General features: G+C 50.2%; 22 protein-coding genes and 1 pseudogene. 6 read left to right on the top strand and 17 right to left on the bottom strand.

Annotated elements, in window-relative coordinates:
- Positions 1-212 precede the first annotated feature (212 nt).
- From rna to citC, 8 genes are all read right to left on the bottom strand, one after another.
- On the bottom strand, positions 213-1,019 hold the full coding sequence (gene rna, locus EAS44_RS17765) for a ribonuclease I (protein WP_001331992.1): 807 nt from the start codon (positions 1,017-1,019) through the stop codon (positions 213-215).
- A 113-nt stretch (positions 1,020-1,132) separates the two neighbouring features.
- Entirely contained in the window at positions 1,133-2,596 is a 1,464-nt protein-coding gene (citT, locus tag EAS44_RS17760) for a citrate/succinate antiporter CitT (protein ID WP_000050328.1), read from the bottom strand.
- A gap of 50 nt (positions 2,597-2,646) precedes the next feature.
- Positions 2,647-3,525 carry a triphosphoribosyl-dephospho-CoA synthase CitG gene (gene citG, locus EAS44_RS17755; RefSeq protein ID WP_000062481.1) on the bottom strand — a complete coding sequence of 293 codons (879 nt, stop codon included), beginning with the start codon at positions 3,523-3,525 and terminating at the stop codon, positions 2,647-2,649.
- Positions 3,500-4,051 (bottom strand): citrate lyase holo-[acyl-carrier protein] synthase, encoded by a 552-nt coding sequence (gene citX, locus EAS44_RS17750; protein ID WP_000550390.1) that lies wholly within the window; start codon positions 4,049-4,051, stop codon positions 3,500-3,502. Before citX ends, citG begins: the two co-directional genes overlap by 26 nt.
- A 3-nt stretch (positions 4,052-4,054) precedes the next feature.
- On the bottom strand, positions 4,055-5,587 hold the full coding sequence (citF, locus tag EAS44_RS17745) for a citrate lyase subunit alpha (RefSeq protein ID WP_000192238.1): 1,533 nt from the start codon (positions 5,585-5,587) through the stop codon (positions 4,055-4,057).
- A 10-nt stretch (positions 5,588-5,597) separates the two neighbouring features.
- Positions 5,598-6,506, bottom strand: coding sequence for a citrate (pro-3S)-lyase subunit beta (gene citE / locus EAS44_RS17740; RefSeq protein WP_000622357.1), 909 nt, complete (start codon positions 6,504-6,506; stop codon positions 5,598-5,600).
- Positions 6,503-6,799, bottom strand: a complete 297-nt coding sequence (gene citD, locus EAS44_RS17735; RefSeq protein WP_000700703.1) for a citrate lyase acyl carrier protein — start codon at positions 6,797-6,799, stop codon at positions 6,503-6,505. Before citD ends, citE begins: the two co-directional genes overlap by 4 nt.
- Before the next feature lie 14 nt (positions 6,800-6,813).
- Positions 6,814-7,872, bottom strand: coding sequence for a [citrate (pro-3S)-lyase] ligase (gene citC, locus EAS44_RS17730; protein WP_000467705.1), 1,059 nt, complete (start codon positions 7,870-7,872; stop codon positions 6,814-6,816).
- A gap of 378 nt (positions 7,873-8,250) precedes the next feature.
- Here citC and dpiB point away from each other — a divergent pair, with 378 nt between their 5' ends.
- A complete protein-coding gene (gene dpiB / locus EAS44_RS17725) occupies positions 8,251-9,909 on the top strand; it encodes a sensor histidine kinase DpiB (protein ID WP_001331990.1) in 1,659 nt (552 codons plus the stop codon).
- The gene (gene dpiA / locus EAS44_RS17720; RefSeq protein ID WP_000126500.1) at positions 9,878-10,558 is read left to right on the top strand and encodes a two-component response regulator DpiA; all 681 of its coding nucleotides are present in this window, start codon (positions 9,878-9,880) and stop codon (positions 10,556-10,558) included. The genes dpiB and dpiA overlap by 32 nt, the downstream gene beginning before the upstream one ends.
- A gap of 40 nt (positions 10,559-10,598) precedes the next feature.
- On the opposite strand, the gene dcuC is transcribed toward dpiA, so the two are convergent.
- Positions 10,599-11,984, bottom strand: a complete 1,386-nt coding sequence (dcuC, locus tag EAS44_RS17715) for an anaerobic C4-dicarboxylate transporter DcuC (RefSeq protein WP_000955057.1) — start codon at positions 11,982-11,984, stop codon at positions 10,599-10,601.
- 586 nt (positions 11,985-12,570) lie between these two features.
- On the opposite strand from dcuC, the gene pagP reads away from it, so the two are divergent.
- Positions 12,571-13,131, top strand: coding sequence for a lipid IV(A) palmitoyltransferase PagP (gene pagP, locus EAS44_RS17710; protein WP_001103087.1), 561 nt, complete (start codon positions 12,571-12,573; stop codon positions 13,129-13,131).
- 174 nt (positions 13,132-13,305) lie between these two features.
- Entirely contained in the window at positions 13,306-13,515 is a 210-nt protein-coding gene (cspE, locus tag EAS44_RS17705; protein ID WP_000034825.1) for a transcription antiterminator/RNA stability regulator CspE, read from the top strand.
- Between the two features lie 53 nt (positions 13,516-13,568).
- Here the strand turns inward: cspE and crcB are convergent, their stop codons facing one another.
- Entirely contained in the window at positions 13,569-13,952 is a 384-nt protein-coding gene (crcB, locus tag EAS44_RS17700; protein WP_000939738.1) for a fluoride efflux transporter CrcB, read from the bottom strand.
- A 95-nt stretch (positions 13,953-14,047) separates the two neighbouring features.
- Here crcB and EAS44_RS17695 point away from each other — a divergent pair, with 95 nt between their 5' ends.
- Complete coding sequence (locus tag EAS44_RS17695; protein WP_001298343.1) at positions 14,048-14,836, top strand: deaminated glutathione amidase; 789 nt, start codon at positions 14,048-14,050, stop codon at positions 14,834-14,836.
- A gap of 128 nt (positions 14,837-14,964) precedes the next feature.
- Entirely contained in the window at positions 14,965-15,168 is a 204-nt protein-coding gene (gene tatE / locus EAS44_RS17690) for a twin-arginine translocase subunit TatE (RefSeq protein WP_000503931.1), read from the top strand.
- Positions 15,169-15,267: 99 nt separating this feature from the next.
- On the opposite strand, the gene lipA is transcribed toward tatE, so the two are convergent.
- The 7 genes and pseudogenes from lipA to mrdB all read right to left on the bottom strand — a co-directional run bounded on the left by lipA (position 15,268) and on the right by mrdB (position 21,730).
- On the bottom strand, positions 15,268-16,233 hold the full coding sequence (gene lipA / locus EAS44_RS17685) for a lipoyl synthase (RefSeq protein ID WP_000042632.1): 966 nt from the start codon (positions 16,231-16,233) through the stop codon (positions 15,268-15,270).
- A gap of 240 nt (positions 16,234-16,473) precedes the next feature.
- Positions 16,474-16,793 (bottom strand): annotated as a pseudogene (locus EAS44_RS25615) (LysR family transcriptional regulator); the annotation flags it as partial.
- Positions 16,794-17,052: 259 nt separating this feature from the next.
- Positions 17,053-17,694, bottom strand: a complete 642-nt coding sequence (lipB, locus tag EAS44_RS17680; RefSeq protein WP_000284027.1) for a lipoyl(octanoyl) transferase LipB — start codon at positions 17,692-17,694, stop codon at positions 17,053-17,055.
- Between the two features lie 100 nt (positions 17,695-17,794).
- The gene (ybeD, locus tag EAS44_RS17675; protein WP_000850550.1) at positions 17,795-18,058 is read right to left on the bottom strand and encodes a DUF493 family protein YbeD; all 264 of its coding nucleotides are present in this window, start codon (positions 18,056-18,058) and stop codon (positions 17,795-17,797) included.
- A 109-nt stretch (positions 18,059-18,167) separates the two neighbouring features.
- The gene (gene dacA, locus EAS44_RS17670; protein WP_001092082.1) at positions 18,168-19,379 is read right to left on the bottom strand and encodes a D-alanyl-D-alanine carboxypeptidase DacA; all 1,212 of its coding nucleotides are present in this window, start codon (positions 19,377-19,379) and stop codon (positions 18,168-18,170) included.
- Between the two features lie 139 nt (positions 19,380-19,518).
- Positions 19,519-20,607 carry an endolytic peptidoglycan transglycosylase RlpA gene (gene rlpA / locus EAS44_RS17665; RefSeq protein ID WP_001231442.1) on the bottom strand — a complete coding sequence of 363 codons (1,089 nt, stop codon included), beginning with the start codon at positions 20,605-20,607 and terminating at the stop codon, positions 19,519-19,521.
- Positions 20,608-20,617: 10 nt separating this feature from the next.
- Positions 20,618-21,730, bottom strand: coding sequence for a peptidoglycan glycosyltransferase MrdB (gene mrdB, locus EAS44_RS17660; RefSeq protein ID WP_000131717.1), 1,113 nt, complete (start codon positions 21,728-21,730; stop codon positions 20,618-20,620).

Below are 21,730 nucleotides of genomic sequence, written 5' to 3'. Positions count from 1 at the left end.
GGTACTGCGAGTGTCGCAGATAAACATACCCAAAAGAAAACCCTCACCGTCAGGCGGCGAGGGTTTAACTCACATGATGATACTGACTGTTGCTCACTCTTTGAAGTGATTTGCGTCACATTCAGGGAATTCCTCAATGTAGCGCATTATGTATAAATCTTAATCGTCATGGTTTATGGGAGACGAATTAGCGTGTTTTGTAAATCAGAGGATTAATAACCTGCTTTATCAATCACAAAGGTTTTGCCACAGTTACCTGGGTGTGGTTGTGGCAAGAATGAGTTTGCAGAAAGCGGAGCGTTGATGGCGTCAGCTTTGATCGAGATCTGAATTTCAGTCAAATACGCAGGGTTACCCTGGCACGTTAGCTTAACTGCTTTCACGTTCTCTTTTCCCCAGCTTTTGGCAAAGGCGGCGTCAAAGTCACGGCGGCTCACTGTTTTACCGTAATTATCCGCAAGGAATTTTCCGGCTTCGCTCTCTTTAATTTCTTGATTCAGGCGTACCATCGTGCCGAAGTATGCGTCTGGATCAAAACCAAAGCAGGCACCGTGTTTGGCATATTCGTAGCGTTCCAGGCAGGAACGTCCGCCAGCTCCTGGCATGACTTCACTTAGTTTAGCTGCCGTTTCCAGTGATAACCCGGTTTCCGGCGATGAACACATCCGGCTGGCACGTGCTTCTGGCAGATTCGGGATTGGGCGAGTAGCGCAACCGAAGCGCATCCAGCGGCGTTCATCAACACCACGGGCAGCAACCGATTTAGGCAATCCTGGCCACAGACCATGTACGGTCAAAAAATCAGCTTTGTTGGTCGTTTCGGTTTGCAGGCGACATTCATCTCGTTCGTTACGATTTCGGTCGTATTGACTCTGACAAAATCCGGTTTGCCATGAGAGGGCCAGGACATAGCGATCAAAATCGTCATACTGTTTTGCCTGCAACGCCACGGCGTTGGCAGAAGAGAAGGGAAGCAGAGAAACCGCGAGCAACGCGGCGTTACGCCAGAATGCTTTCATAATGGGTGTGGAACTCATACATACACTGAATATTATCTATTAAATCATAAAAAAGCCCGCCAGGTGGGCTTACCTGGCGGGCGTGATGATTTATTCAGCGTTTGGCGAACGTATTAGTTCCACATGGCGAGAATCGGCCAGCCAACCAACAGCAGCATAGAGATGTAAATCACCCCGAAGATTGCGCCAAGACGCCAGTAATCTTTTGATTTCACATAGCCACAGCCGTAAATAATCACCCCAGGACCGGTTGCATAAGGCGTCAGACAGCCCATGATACCGATAGACAGCACCAGCAGGATACACAGTTGTTCCATTGGTACGCCCGGAATCCCTTTACCGACGGCCAGAATAACCGGCAGCATGGTTGCGGTGTGCGCAGACAGGCTGGCAAACAGGTAGTGGGCAAAGTAGAACACCAGAACCAGTACAATCACCGTTGCGTTTGGTGAGAAGCCTTCCAGGTGCGTACTCATCGTGTTGGCGAACCAGTCGATAAAGCCAGAACGGGTCAGACCATTCGCCATAACAACCAGCGTTGCCAGGTTGACCAGCGTGTTCCATGCGCTGTTATAGCGAGTAATGTCTTTCCACGGCACAACGTGCAGCGCCAGCATCAGCGAAACTGCCAGCAGACCTACCGCAGTAGCATTAATGACTTCACTGCCAAATACCCACAAACCTAAGCTGAGCAATACAAGGCCAATCAGCGTCCACTCTCTGCGTGTCAGCGCACCCATGGTTTTTAGTTCATCACCCGCCCAGGTTGCCACTTCTTCACTGTGTGTGATTTCCGGTTTGTACAGCACGTAGGAAAGCCACGGCGCAATGATAAGCAAGATAACCCCAACCGGCAGGAAGCAGAGGAACCACTGCAACCAGCTAATCTGGATACCGGCAATTTTGCTGACGAACTCCAGACCCAGCACGTTTGGTGCCGCACCGGTGACAAACATGGACGAACTCAGACTGGTACTAATGACCATCATCCACATCAAATAGCCGCCAATACGACGCGCGGACGGATCGTTCGGGAATGATTTAAACAGCGGCGGCAGGTTTTTAATGACCGGAAAAACCGTACCCCCGGTACGCGCGGTGTTGGACGGTGTAAACGGTGCCAGCAGAATGTCGATAATGACAATCGCATAACCCAACGTCAGCGTGCGTTTGCCCATGAATTTCACCAGGAAAAGGGCAATACGACGGCCTAACCCGGAAACTTCATACCCTAATGCAAAAATAAATGCGCCAAATACCAGCCATACCGTGGTGCTGGAAAAACCAGCCAGACCCCATTTCAGCGCCTGTTTTTGCGCATTAAACGCTGGGTCAGCTAATTCTTTGGCATCAAAGAGCAGGTAATTACTGCCAATAACGCAAATAGTAACCGCAATAAAACTGATCGCCGTTGCCGGAATTGGCTCGAGGATCATGCCGACAATCATTGCCACAAACACTGCAAAGTAATGCCACGCCTGCGGCGGCATACCGTCAGGTACAGGGATAAGAAACATGACACCCATCACCACCAGGGGCGCCAATAATTTCCATATATTATCTTTTGCTAAAGACATACGGGTTCTCCGAAAATTAATATTTCCAAATTTATCAAGTGCTTAAATAATTAAATCTGTGCTAAAAACCAGGTAAGAATCAGCAGGTCGGCACTGCCGCCTGGACTGATATTTCGTTCGATACACTCCCTGTCGAACTGCCGGAGATAATCGAGATCGGCGGGGGTTCGGATGCCCCCATTGTTTAATAATGTTTGCGCCTCGCGCTGTAGCCAGCGCAGGCCCCCCTCGCCACCGCGCGATGCAACGTTGGTATCGCCGTTGGTAGCCATCAGTAGGAGCAAGGTATCGAGCAATGCCAGCTCAGGATCTAACCCCTGATCCAGCAGAGTGAGGTAATGCGGCAAGGCGTGGTTGATCACCAGTGGATAACCCGCTTCGGCTTCACCGCGTGCGCCGGTAAGGCCAAGCTGCTGGTACAACCGTTGACCTGCCGTCAGTTGTGAATTATTGGTACGCAGTTCGCGATCGGTCAGGCCACGGCAGAAACTTGCCGCCGTCGCACAAATTGTTATTGGCGTTACCGACTGGTTGAGTTGAAGCAAACGGCCAATTGCCGCACACAGTAGCCCTAAAGAAAAAATGCTGCCTTTATGCGTGTTTACGCCCGCAGTGGCGCGGAACATATCACCTTCGCAAGCCATACCTATTGGGCGTAATCCGTGGAGTACCTCTTCTGGTGCCATTTCAGCACTACAGGCACCAAATTCAATGAAACGGGGTAACCAGCCCTGAATCGCCAGCGCGCTGCGGTGAAAATCTTCCAGCGCCATATCTTTATGCGCACCGCAGTTAATCCGATCCACGAGGCCTGGTTTCGGTGACAGATTGACTTCAGTCAGCATGGCGCGCCAGCCCAGCAGGGCGTACTCATCGATTAATGACGTCGCAAGCTTTGTGGTTTTAGTTGACGTTGCAGGCATCGACATCGTTCAGCAGCGCCTCCATGCGGTTGAGTAAATCGGTCAGTTGATGGGTTTTTCCACGCGCGCAAACAGCTGCGCTTTGCTCGCACAACAGGCAGCGGCGAGGCGGCAGTGAATAGTCGCGGCGGGAGAGAATGTCGCCTTCGGGTGTCAGGACATCGATATCCCATAACCGCCCGAGAGGATGACTATGTTCAAGCTCAATGGTGGCGAGCTTGAGGTCGCGAGCCGGGGCGGCAATGCTCAACATGCCCTCCGGCCCGCTGGCGGAAACCAGTGCAGCCTGCTCCTGAATTTGCCAGCCCTGCTTTGTGGCTAAGGCACGCAAGGCTGTCACGCCATGATTAAAAATTCGGCGTGTGACCTCGCTGTCTTTAATCGGCCCAGGCGCAACCACGGTAAAGGAGACCAGTGGAACAGGATGGCGCTTGAGCCAGGCGTGTTGCCGTGCTTGCCTTTCATCCCGGCTGACGAGCAGCTCGGGAATTGACACCGCATGGTGGCTGGCGAATTCAGGAAGCAGGTGCATGGCTTATTCCTTCACCTGATGCACAACATCGATCACCGAGCCATCGCGGTAACGCACAACGGCAACGACGCGGTCGGTGAATTCAATCGGCTGTGGTTCACCGGTCAGCAGACGCGCACGTTCACGCAGCCACTCAATAGAAACCACTTTGATCCCCGCTTCCTGCAGACGTTCTGCCAGCTCCGGACGTGCCGGGTTAACAGCGATGCCGTGGTCTGTGACCAGAATATCGACACTGGAGCCCGGGGTGATGCAGGTCAGCACGTTATCCACCAGCGTCGGAATACGACCGCGTACCAGCGGCGCGACGATGATGGAAAGCGCAGAAGCAATCGCGGTATCGCAGTGACCACCGGAAGCACCACGCAGTACGCCGTCAGAGCCGGTCAGCACGTTAACGTTGAACTGGGTGTCAATTTCCAGCGCGCTCAGTACCACCACGTCGAGACGATCAACCGCTGCGCCTTTCGACCCCCAGTTAGCGTACTGGTTGGCGCTGATTTCGATGTGATTGGGGTTACGGGCCAGCGATTGCGCAGCATGGCTGTCAAAGCTCTGCACATCCAGCAGTTTGCGGATCAGACCTTTTTCGTGCAGATCAACCATCGTTGCGGTAATACCGCCGAGGGCGAAGTCGGCGCGAATATCGCGGCTACGCATTTTGTCTTCCAGGAAACGGGTTACCGCCAGCGAAGCGCCGCCGGTGCCGGTCTGCATGGAGAAACCTTCTTTGAAGTAGCCAGAGTTAACAATCACATCCGCAGCGCTACGGGCAATAAGCAGTTCGCGCGGGTTAGTGGTCATACGGGTAGCACCAGCGCCGATTTTTGCAGCATCGCCAACGCGATCAACTTTGACGATCAGATCAACCTGATCTTGCTCAATGCTTGCCGGATTATGCGGATAAGGCAGCAGTTCTTCGGTAAGCATCACGACCTGTTTTGCGTTGTCGGCATCAACCATTGCATAGCCGAGGGAGCCGCAGCAGGCTTTACCGGAGTAGCCGTTGGCATTACCGAATTCATCACAGGACGGGACGCCGAGGAAAGCCACATCGATATTCAGTTCGCCGCTCTGTACCAGATGCACACGTCCGCCGTGAGAGTGGATTTGCACCGGTTCCGCCAGCAGACCACGGGAGATTTCTTCCGCCAGTGGACCGCGCAGGCCAGAGGTATAAATGCGGGTAACCACGCCCTGGCGAATGTGTTCTACCAGTGGCGCATGGCAATCACTCAGGGAGCTGGAGGCCAGAGTCAGGTTTTTAAAGCCCATCTTCGCGATGACGTCCATCACCATATTGACGGTCAGGTCACCGCCACGGAAAGCGTGATGGAAGGAAACCGTCATGCCGTCCTGTAAACCAGAGCGACGAATCGCTTCTTCCAGGTTGGCGCACAGTTTGCGATCGCGCGCTTTTTCAGCCTGGTAGGTTTGCTTTGGCGAGTTCTGGAAAGCGGCAAGATCGCATTCAGCGCGACGATTCCAGGCCGCTACCCGTTCTTGTCGTTGAGATTGTTCAATTTTCTGCGTCATTTTGATTGCCTTATTCTTCGCGGATGCCGGAAAGTTCTGCACGGGAGAGCACCAGACGGGCGCGATCGATAACCGGACCGTCCACCATCTTGCCGTTCAGGGAAACCACGCCGAGGCCTTCGCGAGCGGCGGCTTCAGCGGCTTCTACGACGCGGCGGGCGTGATCCACTTCTTTCTGGGTCGGTGCGTAGAGGTTGTGCAGCAGATCAATCTGACGCGGGTTGATCAGCGATTTGCCGTCAAAGCCCAGCTGTTTGATGTGGGCGGCTTCTTGCAGGAATCCGGCTTCGTTGTTAGCGTCGGAATAGACGGTATCGAACGCCTGAATACCCGCAGAGCGCGCGGCCTGCAAAATGGAGCAGCGAGCGAACAGCAGTTCAGTTCCTTCCGGGGAGCGTTCTGTACGCAGGTTGCGCACATAGTCTTCTGCACCGAGGGCGATACCGATCAAACGCTCGGAAGCGTGAGCGATTTCCACTGCGCGGGTAATGCCCAGCGGAGATTCAATCGCCGCCAGCAGGCCGGTACTGCCGGGTTCACGACCACAGGCTTTTTCGATACGCAGGATCTCTTTTTCGATATCCAGAACATCCTGAGCGGTATCGGTTTTCGGCAGACGCACAACGTCCGCACCACCGCGAACGACGGCTTCCAGGTCGTTAACACCCCATTCGGAATCCAGCGCGTTTACACGCACAATGGTTTCAATATCGCGATAAAGCGGATGTTGCAGCGCGTGGTAAACCATGCGGCGGGCGGTGTCTTTTTCACGCAATGCTACGGAGTCTTCGAGGTCAAACATCAGGGCATCAGCCGGGTAGATGAAGGAGTTGCTGACCATCGCGGCATTAGCACCAGGCACAAACAACATACTGCGGCGGGTGCGAGTTTTACGTTGTTGCAGCGAAGCGGAAATCATTGGCAATCCTCCCATGGCAGAGCCGGGATACCGCTGGCGCGTGCCAGCAGGGCTTCCAGTCGTGCACGTAAAATGCAGTCCAGTGCGCCTTTGTCATCGACATTCAGCTGTACGCCGCGCACGTTGTAGCGGGCGAGAACGTCCAGAATGGTGGTGCGAATTGCATCGCCAAACTGTTTCTCAACGCTGCTGTTGATTTGCAGGTCGATATCCTGCGTATCGAGTGGGGCGATGCGTATCATCACATCCCCAGACTCAAGGGTGCCTGCAACGGCGGGCTGGTTTATTTTCATTTTTCACCTGTTTCTCATGCGGGGGTCTTTTGACGAGCTGCCGCGTCCTGGCGGGAGTGCTCAAGCAGGTTCTGCAAATAATGCAGCGTGACTGCAGGGACCAGCGGCGCGATAGCCGTGAGATCGTTTTTCGCCAGCAGTTGACGTACCCGGGAAGCGGATATCGGCATCTCCTGGTAACGCAGCCGCTCAATTTCAACCAGTTCGATGGGCGGTGCGGAGATAGTCGGCGTTTCCAGCCAGTAGCGCATATCCTGGTTGTACTGGGCGGTAACGCGACAAAAGGGTTCAGTACCGACAAAGCGGTGAGTTACACCCAGCGCGGGAGCGAGGTACTGACGGAAAATCTTCAGATCAATTTCGGTGTAACAATGGTTAATGACGCTCTGTTCTTTAATGAAGTAGCAAGGGAACGTAGCGCGGGAGATGATGTATTCGGAGCCGCGATGCACAGTCAGGCGTGGAATATCGGCGGTGCCTTTTAACACCAGATCCAGCCGGTCTTCATAGGGGAAGCGTGAAGAATCTTCTTTGACTAAAAACAGATGCAACCAGTCGCACTGTGCCGCAGCCTGTTGAATCAGATAACGGTGACCATTCGTAAAGGGATTGGCGTTCATCACAATGCAGCCAATCTTGTTCCCTGGATGACGAAATTTTTTCAGCGATTCGGCATAGCGTTTCAGTCGCGTGGCGCTGTTTTCCATCAGCACCATCACGCCGGGTACGCTGGTCAGCGTGGAAAAACCGCACTGGCGGAACAGCGCCTCGTATTCGGTTTTGGTATAAATAAACAGATGCGTGCTATGCCGCTCATAGGCGAGGTTTATCAGTTCAGTGGCTAATGTCAGCGCCAGTCCTTCACCGCGAACGGATTCACTGATAGCAACGCATTTAATAATATTTCCGGCAATTCCACCGCACGCGATAAGCTTTTCATCGCGGGTTACGGTAATAAATACTTCGACTGTGGTGTCAACGCTCAAATCATTTTCATGCAGGAATTGGGCGATTTCCGCCATTTTTTTATTTTCTGAACGTTTTACGCGGGTGAAAATATCATTGCCGAACATAATAAATAGTATCCTGAAGGTGCATGTTGTTATCGATTTGCAACGAATGTTGTTCAATGTTGCAAATTGATAACCTTTTATTTTCACTTGGGAGAAAGGGGGCGATCGAGGTATATCTTTTTCTCCTTTCGCTATACATCCTAAGGAGTATTTCGGCGTGAAATTTTGATTTATTTCACATAGAGTTAGTGGTTTTTTATTTATTTAATGGTTTTAAGTTTTTTAACTAATGTAATTACGAAATAACCCGCAGGTTTAAGTGATTTAATTGATTTAATGAATAAAATTTGCCACGATCATATTTAATATCTATGTATTTTGATTCAACATTTTAATTACATCCGTCAAAGAGGCTCGGGACAACCCGCAAGGAAAACAATGTTGCAGCTTAAAGAGAATAAACAGTTTGCATTTTTCCAAAGACTGGCATTTCCGCTGCGTATCTTTTTGCTGATTCTGGTGTTCTCAATATTTGTCATTGCAGCCCTGGCGCAATATTTTACAGCCAGTTTTGAGGACTATTTAACGCTTCATGTGCGCGACATGGCAATGAATCAGGCAAAAATTATTGCTTCTAATGACAGTATCATCAGTGCAGTGAAAACGCGTGACTACAAGAGGCTGGCGACCATCGCTGACAAATTACAAAGAGATACTGATTTCGATTATGTGGTGATTGGCGATCGGCACTCGATTCGTCTTTACCATCCTAATCCGGAGAAAATTGGTTATCCTATGCAGTTCACCAAACCGGGCGCGCTGGAGAAAGGGGAGAGCTACTTCATCACCGGGAAAGGGTCAATTGGCATGGCGATGCGTGCCAAAACGCCAATCTTTGATGACGATGGAAAAGTCATCGGCGTGGTGTCGATTGGCTATCTGGTGAGTAAAATCGATAGCTGGCGGGCTGAGTTTTTATTACCGATGGCAGGCGTGTTTGTCGTGCTGTTAGGGATTTTGATGTTGCTGTCGTGGTTCCTGGCCGCGCATATCCGTCGGCAGATGATGGGCATGGAGCCAAAGCAAATCGCTCGCGTGGTCCGTCAGCAAGAGGCGCTGTTTAGTTCGGTTTATGAAGGGCTGATTGCGGTGGATCCGCACGGGTACATTACCGCCATCAATCGTAACGCAAGAAAGATGCTGGGGCTGAGTTCCCCCGGACGGCAATGGTTGGGTAAACCCATTGCTGAAGTGGTCAGGCCCGCCGATTTCTTTACCGAACAGATTGATGAAAAACGTCAGGATGTGGTGGCGAACTTTAACGGTCTGAGCGTTATTGCCAACCGGGAAGCTATTCGTTCTGGCGATGATTTACTGGGGGCCATTATTAGCTTTCGTAGTAAAGACGAAATTTCCACCCTCAATGCGCAACTGACGCAAATTAAACAATACGTCGAGAGCCTTCGTACATTGCGACACGAGCATCTCAATTGGATGTCGACGCTCAATGGTCTGTTGCAGATGAAAGAGTATGATCGCGTGCTGGCGATGGTGCAGGGGGAGTCTCAGGCCCAGCAACAGCTTATTGACAGCCTGCGTGAGGCGTTTGCCGATCGCCAGGTGGCGGGGCTGCTTTTTGGTAAAGTGCAGCGCGCCCGCGAACTGGGGCTAAAAATGGTCATCGTCCCCGGTAGCCAGCTTTCGCAACTGCCGCCAGGACTGGACAGAACCGAGTTTGCAGCCATTGTTGGCAATTTACTTGATAACGCCTTCGAAGCAAGCCTGCGTAGCGATGAAGGAAACAAGATCGTTGAATTATTCCTCAGCGATGAAGGCGATGATGTGGTGATTGAAGTCGCCGATCAGGGCTGCGGCGTTCCAGAGTCTCTACGAGACAAAATATTTGAGCAGGGTGTCAGTACGCGTGCTGACGAGCCCGGTGAACATGGCATTGGGTTGTACTTGATTGCCAGCTACGTAACGCGCTGCGGTGGTGTTATCACTCTCGAAGATAATGATCCCTGCGGTACCTTATTTTCAATCTATATTCCGAAAGTGAAACCTAATGACAGCTCCATTAACCCTATTGATCGTTGAGGACGAAACGCCGCTGGCAGAGATGCATGCGGAATATATTCGTCACATTCCCGGATTCAGTCAGATATTACTGGCGGGAAACCTGGCGCAGGCCCGAATGATGATCGAGCGTTTTAAGCCGGGGCTAATCTTGCTCGATAACTATCTTCCTGACGGTAGAGGGATTAATTTACTGCATGAACTGGTGCAGGCGCATTATCCCGGCGACGTGGTGTTTACCACTGCAGCCAGCGATATGGAAACGGTGTCTGAAGCCGTACGTTGTGGTGTATTTGATTATCTCATTAAGCCCATTGCCTATGAACGGTTGGGGCAAACGCTAACCCGTTTCCGCCAGCGTAAACATATGCTGGAAAGTATTGATAGCGCCAGCCAGAAGCAAATTGATGAGATGTTTAATGCCTATGCTCGCGGTGAACCCAAAGACGAACTGCCGACCGGCATTGACCCCTTGACGCTAAACGCGGTGCGAAAACTGTTCAAAGAGCCTGGTGTGCAACATACGGCAGAAACGGTGGCGCAGGCACTGACCATCAGCCGCACCACTGCCAGGCGTTATCTTGAATATTGCGCCAGCCGCCATCTGATTATTGCTGAAATTGTTCACGGCAAAGTTGGCAGACCGCAACGCATATACCACAGTGGGTGACATGATAAAGCCGGAGGAAACTTGCCTCCGGCATTACTATTTACTTGCCTGTGACCGCTGCTGCCGTTCCTGGCACCATCAGCTCTGTAGCAACGATAACAATCACCAAACCAACAAGCACCGGCACCGAGGTGCGTTTTACGACTTCAAACGGCGAGATCTTCGCCATCCCGGCAACCGCAACGACTACGCCAGAAACGGGTGATAGGGTACGACCCAGGTTTGACGCCTGCAGCATCGGGATAGTCAAATACGCCGGGTTAATGCCGGAGGAGTGCGCCAGTTTCGGGATCATCTCAACAAACGCATAAAACGGCGCATTGCCTGAACCGGTCGTGACTGCCGCCAGCATTGTCAGGATCACCAATACCAGCATCAGGATGATACTCGCCGAACCAAACGAGGTAGCGATAGAAATCAGACTTTGAATAAAGCCGATGGTGCTAAGCCCCTGAGCGAATACCCCAGCGGCAACCAGCAGCATCACCACGTTAGCAAATGCATCTGCCATCCCGCGATAAGCCACTTCCAGACCAGAGAAAACTTTCTGGGTATTAAAGCTGCGGATGAACTCCAGAATGGAGGCAATTAGCATACAAATCACCAGAATAGTGATGATGTGTAATTGCGGACCCCATTTGCCGTCAAAAATCAGTACTCCGATGATCGGCGTGAACGGCAAAATGGCATAAAACGCAGGGGCAGTGGTGGTGATTTCACTGACATCTAACATTTCATGAGAGATGTGCTCTTTTTTATCCAGATAACGTTGCCAGAAGAAGTGGGCGATCGCCATGCCGATAATTGCAGCAATTGAGATAGGCAGCGTTGTTTTGAAGGCGAAGTCAATCAGCGACATTTCGGAAGCCTGCGCCGCCAGCACCACATCCCCTGAAGTCGGTGCGAGAATAATCGCCGCCGGGGAGGCACAAATGGCAGCAGCTGCGCCACGACTGATACCAACGTTTACCATCACCGGAAACAGGGTTGCCATCAGCAAAACACCCAGACCGGTTGCGGAAGAGACGGCCAGTGACATCAGACAGGCAACAAAATAGGCGGCAATCATCAGAAGGTAAGGGGAGTTAATATACTGCAATGGTTTTGACGCCAGCTTGACCACCATATCATTCGCGCCGATATGGGTCATGTAAGCGGCAAAGCCACACAGCATCATAATCATCATGCCGAGGTCGCCACCGCGGCTCATTAGCAATATTTTAACGTATTCAACGATATCCGTGGCGCTGTAGCCTGTTGAAGCCTGGCTGGACGGTAACACTTTGTGCCCCATAATGGCACTGATAATCAGCAATAACAGGCCACCGACAAATAACACGCCAGTGGCCGAATACCCTTTAATGATGTAGCGAGCTACACCCACAATAACCACAACCCCAATAAGGAGTTCAATGAATGTCAGCATAATTTTTCCTGTCTCCAGGCCCCAAAGTAAATAATAAAAAATTCCTAAAAGTTAAGGAAAAAATATGCCCAATAAATTGGCGGTGAATGCTGATTAAAATCAAGAAAAACTGCCATTAAGACATTGAAGTTGCTGTTTTTATGCGTAGATAACAAAACGCATATTTAGCGGTTGGCAAATATCACATAATAATGTGTGTAAATTGATGGTGGATTGATGCAAATTTGTTAATTGTAAGGTGTTAGCTGCGGTTGTGTGCTCAAAAAATAATCTTCCATGAGCATGAGTTGACGATACATAATATATTTTTCGTTAAGATATTTTTTATATCTTATTAAAAAATAAAGTAATTTTTATCGGTTGTATTTTGTTATCAGAAACGACTTGGTTTTTCTTTTATGACTATTCCCATCGCAGAAAACGATGCGTCGTCTTTAATCGATGCGCGGAAATATTTATCTTGAACTAGCGGAAATAAATAGGGCAGCTATTCATATTATTCTTCATGTTGGGGCTATTGAGGTTATGTTAATTGTAGCTTTGCTATGTTAGTAGTAGATTTCTGATAAATGTTTAATGGTCACAAATGAACGTGAGTAAATATGTCGCTATATTTTTCTTTGTTTTTATTCAGTTAATCAGTGTTGGTAAAGTTTTTGCTAACGCTGATGAGTGGATGACAACGTTTAGAGAAAATATTGCACAAACCTGGCAACAGCCAGAACATTATGATTTATATATTCCTGCCATCACCTGGCATGCACGTTTTGCTTACGACAAAGAAAAAACCGATCGCTATAACGAGCGACCGTGGGGCGGCGGTTTTGGTCAGTCGCGTTGGGATGAAAAAGGAAACTGGCATGGCCTGTATGCCATGGCATTTAAGGACTCGTGGAACAAATGGGAACCGATTGCCGGATACGGATGGGAAAGTACCAGGCGACCGCTGGCGGATGAAAATTTTCATTTAGGCCTGGGATTTACCGCTGGCGTAACGGCGCGCGATAACTGGAATTACATCCCTCTTCCGGTTCTACTGCCATTGGCCTCTGTGGGGTATGGCCCCGCGACGTTTCAGATGACCTACATTCCGGGTACCTACAACAATGGCAATGTGTACTTTGCCTGGATGCGCTTTCAGTTTTGAGACAAATGAAGTTTTAGTAAATCCTTTAAAATCAACCAGTAAAATAATTAACATCAAAAATAACGCGACTTTTATCACTTTTTAGTAAAGTTGCACTGGACAAAGCGTACCACAATTGGTGTACTGGTAACCGACACAGCATTTGTGTCTATTTTTCATGTAAAGGTAATTTTGATGTCTAAGATTAAAGGTAACGTTAAGTGGTTTAATGAGTCCAAAGGATTCGGTTTCATTACTCCGGAAGACGGCAGCAAAGACGTGTTCGTACACTTCTCTGCAATCCAGACTAATGGTTTTAAAACTCTTGCTGAAGGTCAGCGCGTAGAGTTCGAAATCACTAACGGTGCCAAAGGCCCTTCTGCTGCAAACGTAATCGCTCTGTAAGATACGTCAGCAAGAATTCAAAACCCGCTTAATCAGCGGGTTTTTTTTGGTTTTTAGTGTGCGGTTGAGGCCGAAAACAGCCAGAAAGCCAGTGCGGTCATGGCAAAAGACCCCAAAAGATTGACGAAAACGTTCAGTAACGCCCAGCCAAAGCGGCCCTCTTGTAACAAAAACACCACTTCTGCCGAAAATGTTGAGAAGGTTGTTAGACCGCCACAAAATCCGGTGGTGATTAATACTTTCCACACTGGATCAATGTTCGTCATCCTGCTGAACCAGGCGAATCCCATTCCTATGATGAATGCCCCAATCAGGTTTGCTGCCAGCGTCCCCAACGGAATCGCCTGATGCAGCGGGTTAAATCGCATACTTAACAGCCATCTCGCCACGCTTCCCGTACCACCGCCTATAAAAACTGCTAAAAGAAGTTGTAACACTGCAAAATCCTGCTATTTGATTTGTATGAGTGATAAGTGTAACGCCGAATAATCGCCGTTGGCGAATTTTACGACTCTGACAGGAGGAGGTGGCAATGCTGGTTGCCGCAGGACAGTTTGCTGTTACATCTGTGTGGGAAAAGAACGCTGAGATTTGTGGCTCGTTGATGGCGCAGGCGGCGGAAAACGACGTTTCGCTGTTTGTCCTGCCGGAAGCATTACTGGCGCGTGATGATCATGATGCAGATCTATCGGTTAAATCAGCACAGCTGCTGGAAGGCGAATTCCTCGGACGTTTACGGCGAGAAAGTAAACGTAACATGATGACGACAATTCTGACGATTCATGTTCCTTCAACGCCGGGGCGCGCATGGAATATGCTGGTGGCGCTACAGGCAGGAAACATCGTCGCCCGTTATGCCAAACTGCATCTCTATGATGCATTTGCCATTCAGGAATCACGCCATGTTGATGCCGGTAATGAAATAGCTCCGTTACTGGAGGTGGAAGGGATGAAGGTCGGTCTGATGACCTGTTATGACTTACGCTTTCCAGAGCTGGCGCTGGCACAGGCATTACAGGGAGCTGAAATCCTGGTACTTCCTGCCGCCTGGGTTCGTGGGCCGCTCAAAGAGCATCACTGGTCAACGTTGCTTGCCGCTCGTGCGCTGGATACCACCTGTTATATGGTGGCGGCGGGGGAGTGCGGGAACAAAAATATCGGGCAAAGCCGGATTATAGATCCCTTTGGCGTCACCATTGCGGCAGCGTCAGAAATGCCAGCACTCATTATGGCGGAAGTGACGCCCGAACGTGTGCGTCAGGTACGCGCGCAACTGCCCGTCTTAAACAACCGTCGCTTTGCGCCGCCGCAATTATTATGATGTTTTTTTACTCGGCGCTTGATTCACCTTGTTACAGATTGCTATTGTGTGCGCGCGTCGAATGACCGTTAATATTCTCTGGTTTTTAAGGCGCGTTCTGTTGCCGGTTATATGTCAAGAAGGTATCTATGGGTGAGATTAGTATTACCAAACTGCTGGTAGTTGCGGCGCTGGTCGTTCTGCTGTTTGGGACTAAGAAGTTACGTACGCTGGGCGGAGACCTTGGAGCGGCCATTAAAGGGTTCAAGAAGGCGATGAATGATGACGATGCTGCGGCGAAAAAAGGCGCAGACGTTGATCTTCAGGCTGAAAAGCTCTCTCATAAAGAGTGACGTGGCGAGCAGGACGCTCCCTCAATATCTTGTTCGATACAAAAACCCGCTTCAAAAAGCGGGTTTTTTATCAGACAGATGTAAGTAATTATTACAGGATTACTTAACTTCCATCCCTTTCGCCTGCAAATCGGCGTGGTAAGAAGAGCGGACAAACGGACCGCATGCAGCATGGGTAAAGCCCATCGCCAGCGCTTCGGCTTTCATTTCGTCGAACTCATCCGGGCTAACGTAACGTTGAACCGGCAGGTGATGGCGGCTTGGCTGCAAATATTGCCCCAGCGTTAGCATCGTCACACCATGACGGCGCAGGTCGCGCATTACCTCAATAATTTCTTCATTGGTTTCACCCAGTCCCACCATCAGACCAGACTTGGTCGGGATTTCCGGATGCGCTTCTTTAAAGCGTTCCAGCAGCTTCAGCGACCAGTTGTAATCTGCACCAGGCCGTACCTGACGGTAAATACGCGGTACGTTTTCCAGGTTATGGTTGAACACATCTGGTGGTGTGGCGGTCAGAATATCCAGAGCACGATCCATACGACCGCGGAAATCCGGCACCAGAGTTTCAATTTTGATTTGCGGGCTTTTTTCCCGAATGGCAGTAATGCAATCCGCAAAGTGCTGGGCACCGCCATCGCGCAGGTCATCACGGTCAACGGAGGTGATAACCACATAACGCAGCGCCATATCGGCAATGGTCTGCGCCAGTTTCACTGGTTCATTGGCATCAGGAGCTACCGGGCGACCGTGGGCAACGTCACAGAACGGGCAACGGCGGGTACAAATAGCGCCGAGGATCATAAACGTTGCTGTGCCGTGGTTAAAGCATTCCGCCAGGTTAGGGCAGGAGGCTTCCTCACAGACAGAATGCAGGCCATTTTTGCGCATTGCGGCTTTGATGCCCTGGATACGTGTAGAGTCCGCTGGAAGCTTGATTTTCATCCATTCCGGCTTGCGCAGCAGGGCTTCGCGCTCTGTTGCCACGTTTTTAACCGGGATAAGGGCCATCTTATCGGCATCGCGGTATTTAACACCGCGTTCCATCACAATGGGTTTACTCATAGCGTGCGTGTTCCAGTTGCGAATTACGAAGGAAAGCGTTTCAATTCAATAGATTGTTGTAATTATCAACTATTTTTGAATTAACGACTGGCAGTATATCATTGAAACGGACCTGAAAGCAGCCAAAGCGGTCGCGAAAATGTAAAATTGTTGTTGGATTGTGCCATTTTATCGTTCTGCGCTGTGATCTGGCTGTAACAATACTTTTTCAAAATGCATTACGGATAACATCTATGGTCCTGTGCAAAACATGTTATCGGTGATGAGATCGGTTTGAAACTGACTGAGTTGGTTTTCCGCGCCGCCGATGGGCGGGTTGCGCAGTAAAAGCTGTGGATAGTGAGTTTTAATCGCCCGATAGATGACAGGAAGGACCAGGGCTCCGACCGAGGGGGGCAGATTAAGCACTTTCGCTGCATTAACGATTCCTTTATGGACATATGCAACTTCAAAATAGTCAGAAGAGTAAGATCAATATTTCGTAAGGTTGTAAATATTTGTGGTTTACCTTCTGACGATTTTCTACTTAAACAGGGTTCAATTTGATTATTACTATCCACGCACTTACTCAAATTTTATTCATGGAAAAATAATATTTATAAAAATTACAATAATCTTATGTCTAATTGGGACGGAACGCTTTTGCTCACCATGGTCAATTATTTCAATGAGTTAATCAATTAGGTGGGCTACGGAGCAAGGCGTAGCATCGCATTTCTGCAAGTGATAAAGAAAATATACAAACGCGAAGGAGATGTAAAGCATTAGCAGGTATTATGAGTAATGACCCAGTGTAAATTGGGCCATTGATGTATGGAATTAAGCGGTAATATATTCGAAGTCAGGATTGTTTAGTAGCGCTAAAATATTTTCCAGTAAACGTGGTGCAATATTATTAGTTGTCGCTTCGGGTTTCCATTGTGATATTTTAGCCATTTCCATTCCTGCATACCCACAAGGATTAATACGTAAAAATGGTGAAAGATCCATATTGACGTTTAATGCCAGACCGTGGAATGAACAACCGCGTCGAATACGTAAACCCAGTGAGCAAATTTTCTTTTCCCCGACATAGACACCAGGCGCGTCAGCCCGAGGATGCGCTTCTATACCCAGTTCAGCCAGGGTATTCACCACTGTTTGCTCAAGCAAGGTCACCAGTTCACGCACACCGAGTTTACGGCGTTTCAGGTTAAGCAACACATACATCACCTGTTGCCCCGGCCCGTGATAAGTCACCTGCCCACCGCGATCGCTCTGGATCACCGGAATATCACCCGGCATTAAAATGTGCTCCGCCTTTCCTGCCTGCCCTTGGGTGAATACCGGATAGTGCTCGACCAGCCAGATTTCATCAAGGGTACTATCATCGCGGGTATCGGTGAATTCATGCATAGCCTGGGAGATTGGCTCGTAAGGCTGAAGACCGAGCTGGCGGACAAGAATTTTATCCTGATACAAAACGGCGTCTCCGTGGAGAATGAGTAAAAGTGGGGGAAAAGTATATCACAGCGAGGAGAGGGGAGTTACCCGACCAGGAGCCGGGTAACGGAGAAGCGAGTTACAGAACCATGCGGACAATATCGATTTTGCCCAGTTCTTCATACAGTGTTTCAACCTGCTCGATATGAGTGGCGTTGATAGTGATAGATACCGAGTGGTAGTTGCCTTTGCTGCTTGGTTTTACCGTTGGGGTGTAGTCACCTGGCGCATGGCGCTGTACCACTTCAACCACCTGATCAACCAGCTCAGGTAACGCCTGCCCCATAACTTTGTAAGTAAAAGGAGTAGGGAATTCAAGCAGTTCGTTAAGTTTGGTTTTCATGTCAGCTCCGGCGTAACGTAATTAAATAGCAACTCCCGCCAGAAGGCGGGAGTTTTTTACTGATGCTTAGTATATGGGGACGGAAATTACACTTTCAAGTGTTCAATTTTTAACCAAACCAGTGATGGAACATTAATTTAATGTAATCAATGATTTTGCCGAAGAAGTTACCTTCCGGGATTTCTTGCAGCACAACCAGCGGGCGTTGTTCGATCGTTTTGCCATCAAGCTGGAAGTTGATAGTACCGACGACCTGATTCTTTTGCAGCGGCGCATGCAATTCACTGCTGTTCAGCACATAGCTGGCTTTCAGATCTTTCATGCGACCACGCGGAATGGTCAGGTACACGTCTTTATCAACCCCTAACGAAGCGCGATCAGAATCACCAAACCAAACCGGTTCAGAGGCGAACTCTTTACCTACTTTCAGTGGGTTAACGGTTTCGAAGAAACGGAAGCCCCAGGTTAGCAATTTTTTACTTTCGGCTTCACGGCCTTTAAAAGTACGTCCGCCCATCACCGCAGAGATCAAGCGCATCTGGCCTTCAGTCGCAGAAGCAACAAGGTTGTAACCTGCTTTGTCAGTGTGTCCGGTTTTGATGCCGTCGACATTCAGGCTGTTATCCCATAACAGGCCGTTACGGTTCAGCTGGCGAATACCGTTAAACGTAAATTCTTTTTCTTTATAGATCGAGTATTCATTCGGTACGTCACGGATCAACGCCTGGCCGATCAGCGCCATATCTCGCGCGGAGCTGTACTGACCATCAGCATCCAGACCGTGTACCGTCTGGAAGTGGGTATTTTTCAGGCCCAGGGCGTTAACGTAGCTGTTCATCAAGCCAACAAAAGCGTCCTGGCTACCAGCGGCAAAATCGGCCATGGCGACACAAGCATCGTTACCCGATTGCAGGTTAATACCGCGGATCAGCTGAGAAACCGGAACCTGCATGCCCGGTTTGAGGAACATCAGCGAAGAACCTTTAAACACCGGGTTACCGGTGGCCCATGCGTCGTTGCCGATAGTGACTAAATCAGTTTCTTTAAATTTACCGGCTTTCATTGCCTGGCCGATAACGTAACTGGTCATCATTTTGGTCAGGCTGGCAGGATCGCGGCGGACATCAGCGTTCTGTTCGGCGAGTACTTTGCCGGAGTTATAGTCAATCAGGATGTAGGACTCCGCGTCGATCTGCGGTACACCCGGGATCATGGTTTTGATATTCAGGTCATCGGCATGTGCAGCAGAGATAAAGGCTGTGCAAAGAGCCGTGGTGAGCGCCAGGCGCTTCATGATACGAGCGGAAAAAATGGTATTCATGGTCTGAACTACGACATCCGTGATGGAATTAAAAAAAGTGCCCTACTATAGCAAATGCACTACCGGCAGGCATCTGACTTTCCGCGTGACTTTGTTAACGTCATTTACAGAAATTGACACATCAGATGCCTGCTTTACGCTACTGCGCGGTGGTAATAAATGACTGTAATTGGGCTTCGGTTTGCAAACGTTGCTGCAAGGTACTGGCTTCGGCTTTGCTGGCGAATGGGCCAAGCTGGATCCGCCAGACCGCGCCATTTTGAGTTACGCGACCGGGGACGCCGAACTTCTGTCCCAGTTGCTGTTGGTACTGTTGCGCACGAGCCTGATCGCTAACGGCCCCGACTTGCACCATAAAGTTGCCGCTGGCGCTTTGCGAGGCGGCTTGCGGTGTCACCATTGCAGGTGAGGTTGCAGGCGTTGTCGACGGAGCTGTAACAACGGGCTGTGGCGCAGGCGTCGGTTCGCTGCCTTCCAGTACACCAGGCGCTAAGGTCGTTGGTGCGCCGAGGAAACCGCTGCTGGTTACCGGCGCGCCGGTCGGATCTTCGCTTTTTAGCGTCGAATTACTGACCGGAAGAATGTCACCCTGCGGGACAGGCACTGAACTTGTTCCCGCGCCACCGCTTAAATCGGGAGGTGCTGGCAGGGCGTAAGTCTGTTTGGCGACTGTGGTACAAGCCATACCAGGACCAGAAAGCGAACCATCCTGGGCGACAATAATCGGATCGATACGAACTTTGGTGTTGTTTGACGTGTTAAGACGGTCAGCTGCCGCGCGAGAAAGCGAAATCACGCGGTCGTTGCCATAAGGGCCGCGATCATTAATGCGCACCACGATCATTCGCCCGTTAGCCAGATTAGTGATTCTGGCGTAGCTGGGGATTGGAAGCGTTGGATGGGCCGCCGTCAACTGTGTCGGATCGAAAGCTTCGCCAGAGGCCGTCAGGTTACTGCCGGGTTCGGCATCATAGATTGCCGCCAGTCCCGCCTGGCTAAATCGAGACGGATCCTGCACGATTTTGTAGCTTTTACCGTCGCGCTGGTAATCCTGATTTGCCGTCGCGTTCAGTGGTTCGAAACGCGGGTCTGCCCCGCTAATTTCAACTATGGGGCCGTTACATACCGCAGGCTGCGGTACACTTACCGTCTGTTGCTGACTATCATCGCTTGTACATGCCGCGAGCATTCCTGCCGCGATGCAGATCCCGAGCCACTGCTTACGCATTGCGCACCTCTTACACGCTTTTCGACAACATTTTCCTGTGGGTGTGGATTGACATTACAATCCCGAACCCAGCCATCAGCACAATTAGCGCCGATCCTCCATAACTGACCAGTGGGAGCGGAACCCCTACAACCGGCAGAATACCGCTTACCATACCAATATTTACGAAGACATAAACGAATAATATCAGCATTAAGCCGCCAGCCATGACGCGACCAAAGGTGGTTTGCGCTCTGGCGGCTATCCACAGCCCGCGCATGATCAGCAGAATGTAAAGAGCGAGCAGAATCAAAATGCCCACTAATCCCAGCTCTTCCGCCAGTACCGCGAAGATAAAGTCGGTATGGCGTTCGGGGAGAAATTCAAGCTGTGACTGAGTGCCGTGCAGCCAGCCTTTGCCGCGTAATCCGCCGGAGCCAATAGCAATTTTAGACTGAATAATGTGATAGCCTGCGCCGAGTGGGTCTGATTCCGGGTCCAGGAGCATCATTACGCGCTGGCGCTGGTAATCATGCATCAGGAAGAACCACAGAATCGGAATGAACGCCGCTACCAGCACTACTGCGACGCCAATCAGACGCCAGCTAAGGCCAGAGAGGAACAGTACAAACAGGCCGGAAAGCGCAACGAGGATTGATGTTCCCAGGTCAGGCTGTGCAGCCACCAGCAGCGTGGGCATAAATATCAGTACCAGCGCGATAGCTGTATTCTTCAATGAAGGTGGGCAAACGTCGCGGTTGATAAAGCGTGCAACCATCAACGGTACGGCTATCTTGGCAATTTCCGACGGTTGAAAACGAACAATACCGAGGTCCAGCCAGCGTTGAGCGCCTTTAGAGATGGCACCGAAAGCATCTACCGCCACCAGCAAAATAATACAGATGATATAGAGATAGGGGGCCCAGCCTTCATAAACGCGTGGAGGAATTTGCGCCATCACCACCATGATGACCAGACCCATCGCAATCTGGCCGATTTTACGCTCCATCATGCCAATATCCTGACCGCTGGCGCTCCAGATAACCAGGGCGCTGTAAACCAGCAATGCCAGTAAGATCAGCAGCATTGTGGGATCGAGATGGACTTTATCCCAGAATGTTTTTTTATTCGGATTATCCGTCAT

This window comes from Escherichia coli DSM 30083 = JCM 1649 = ATCC 11775 (assembly GCF_003697165.2).
Lineage (GTDB): Bacteria > Pseudomonadota > Gammaproteobacteria > Enterobacterales > Enterobacteriaceae > Escherichia > Escherichia coli.
Note: the sequence above shows the minus strand (reverse complement) of the source record. Positions and strands in the feature narration are given on the sequence as shown.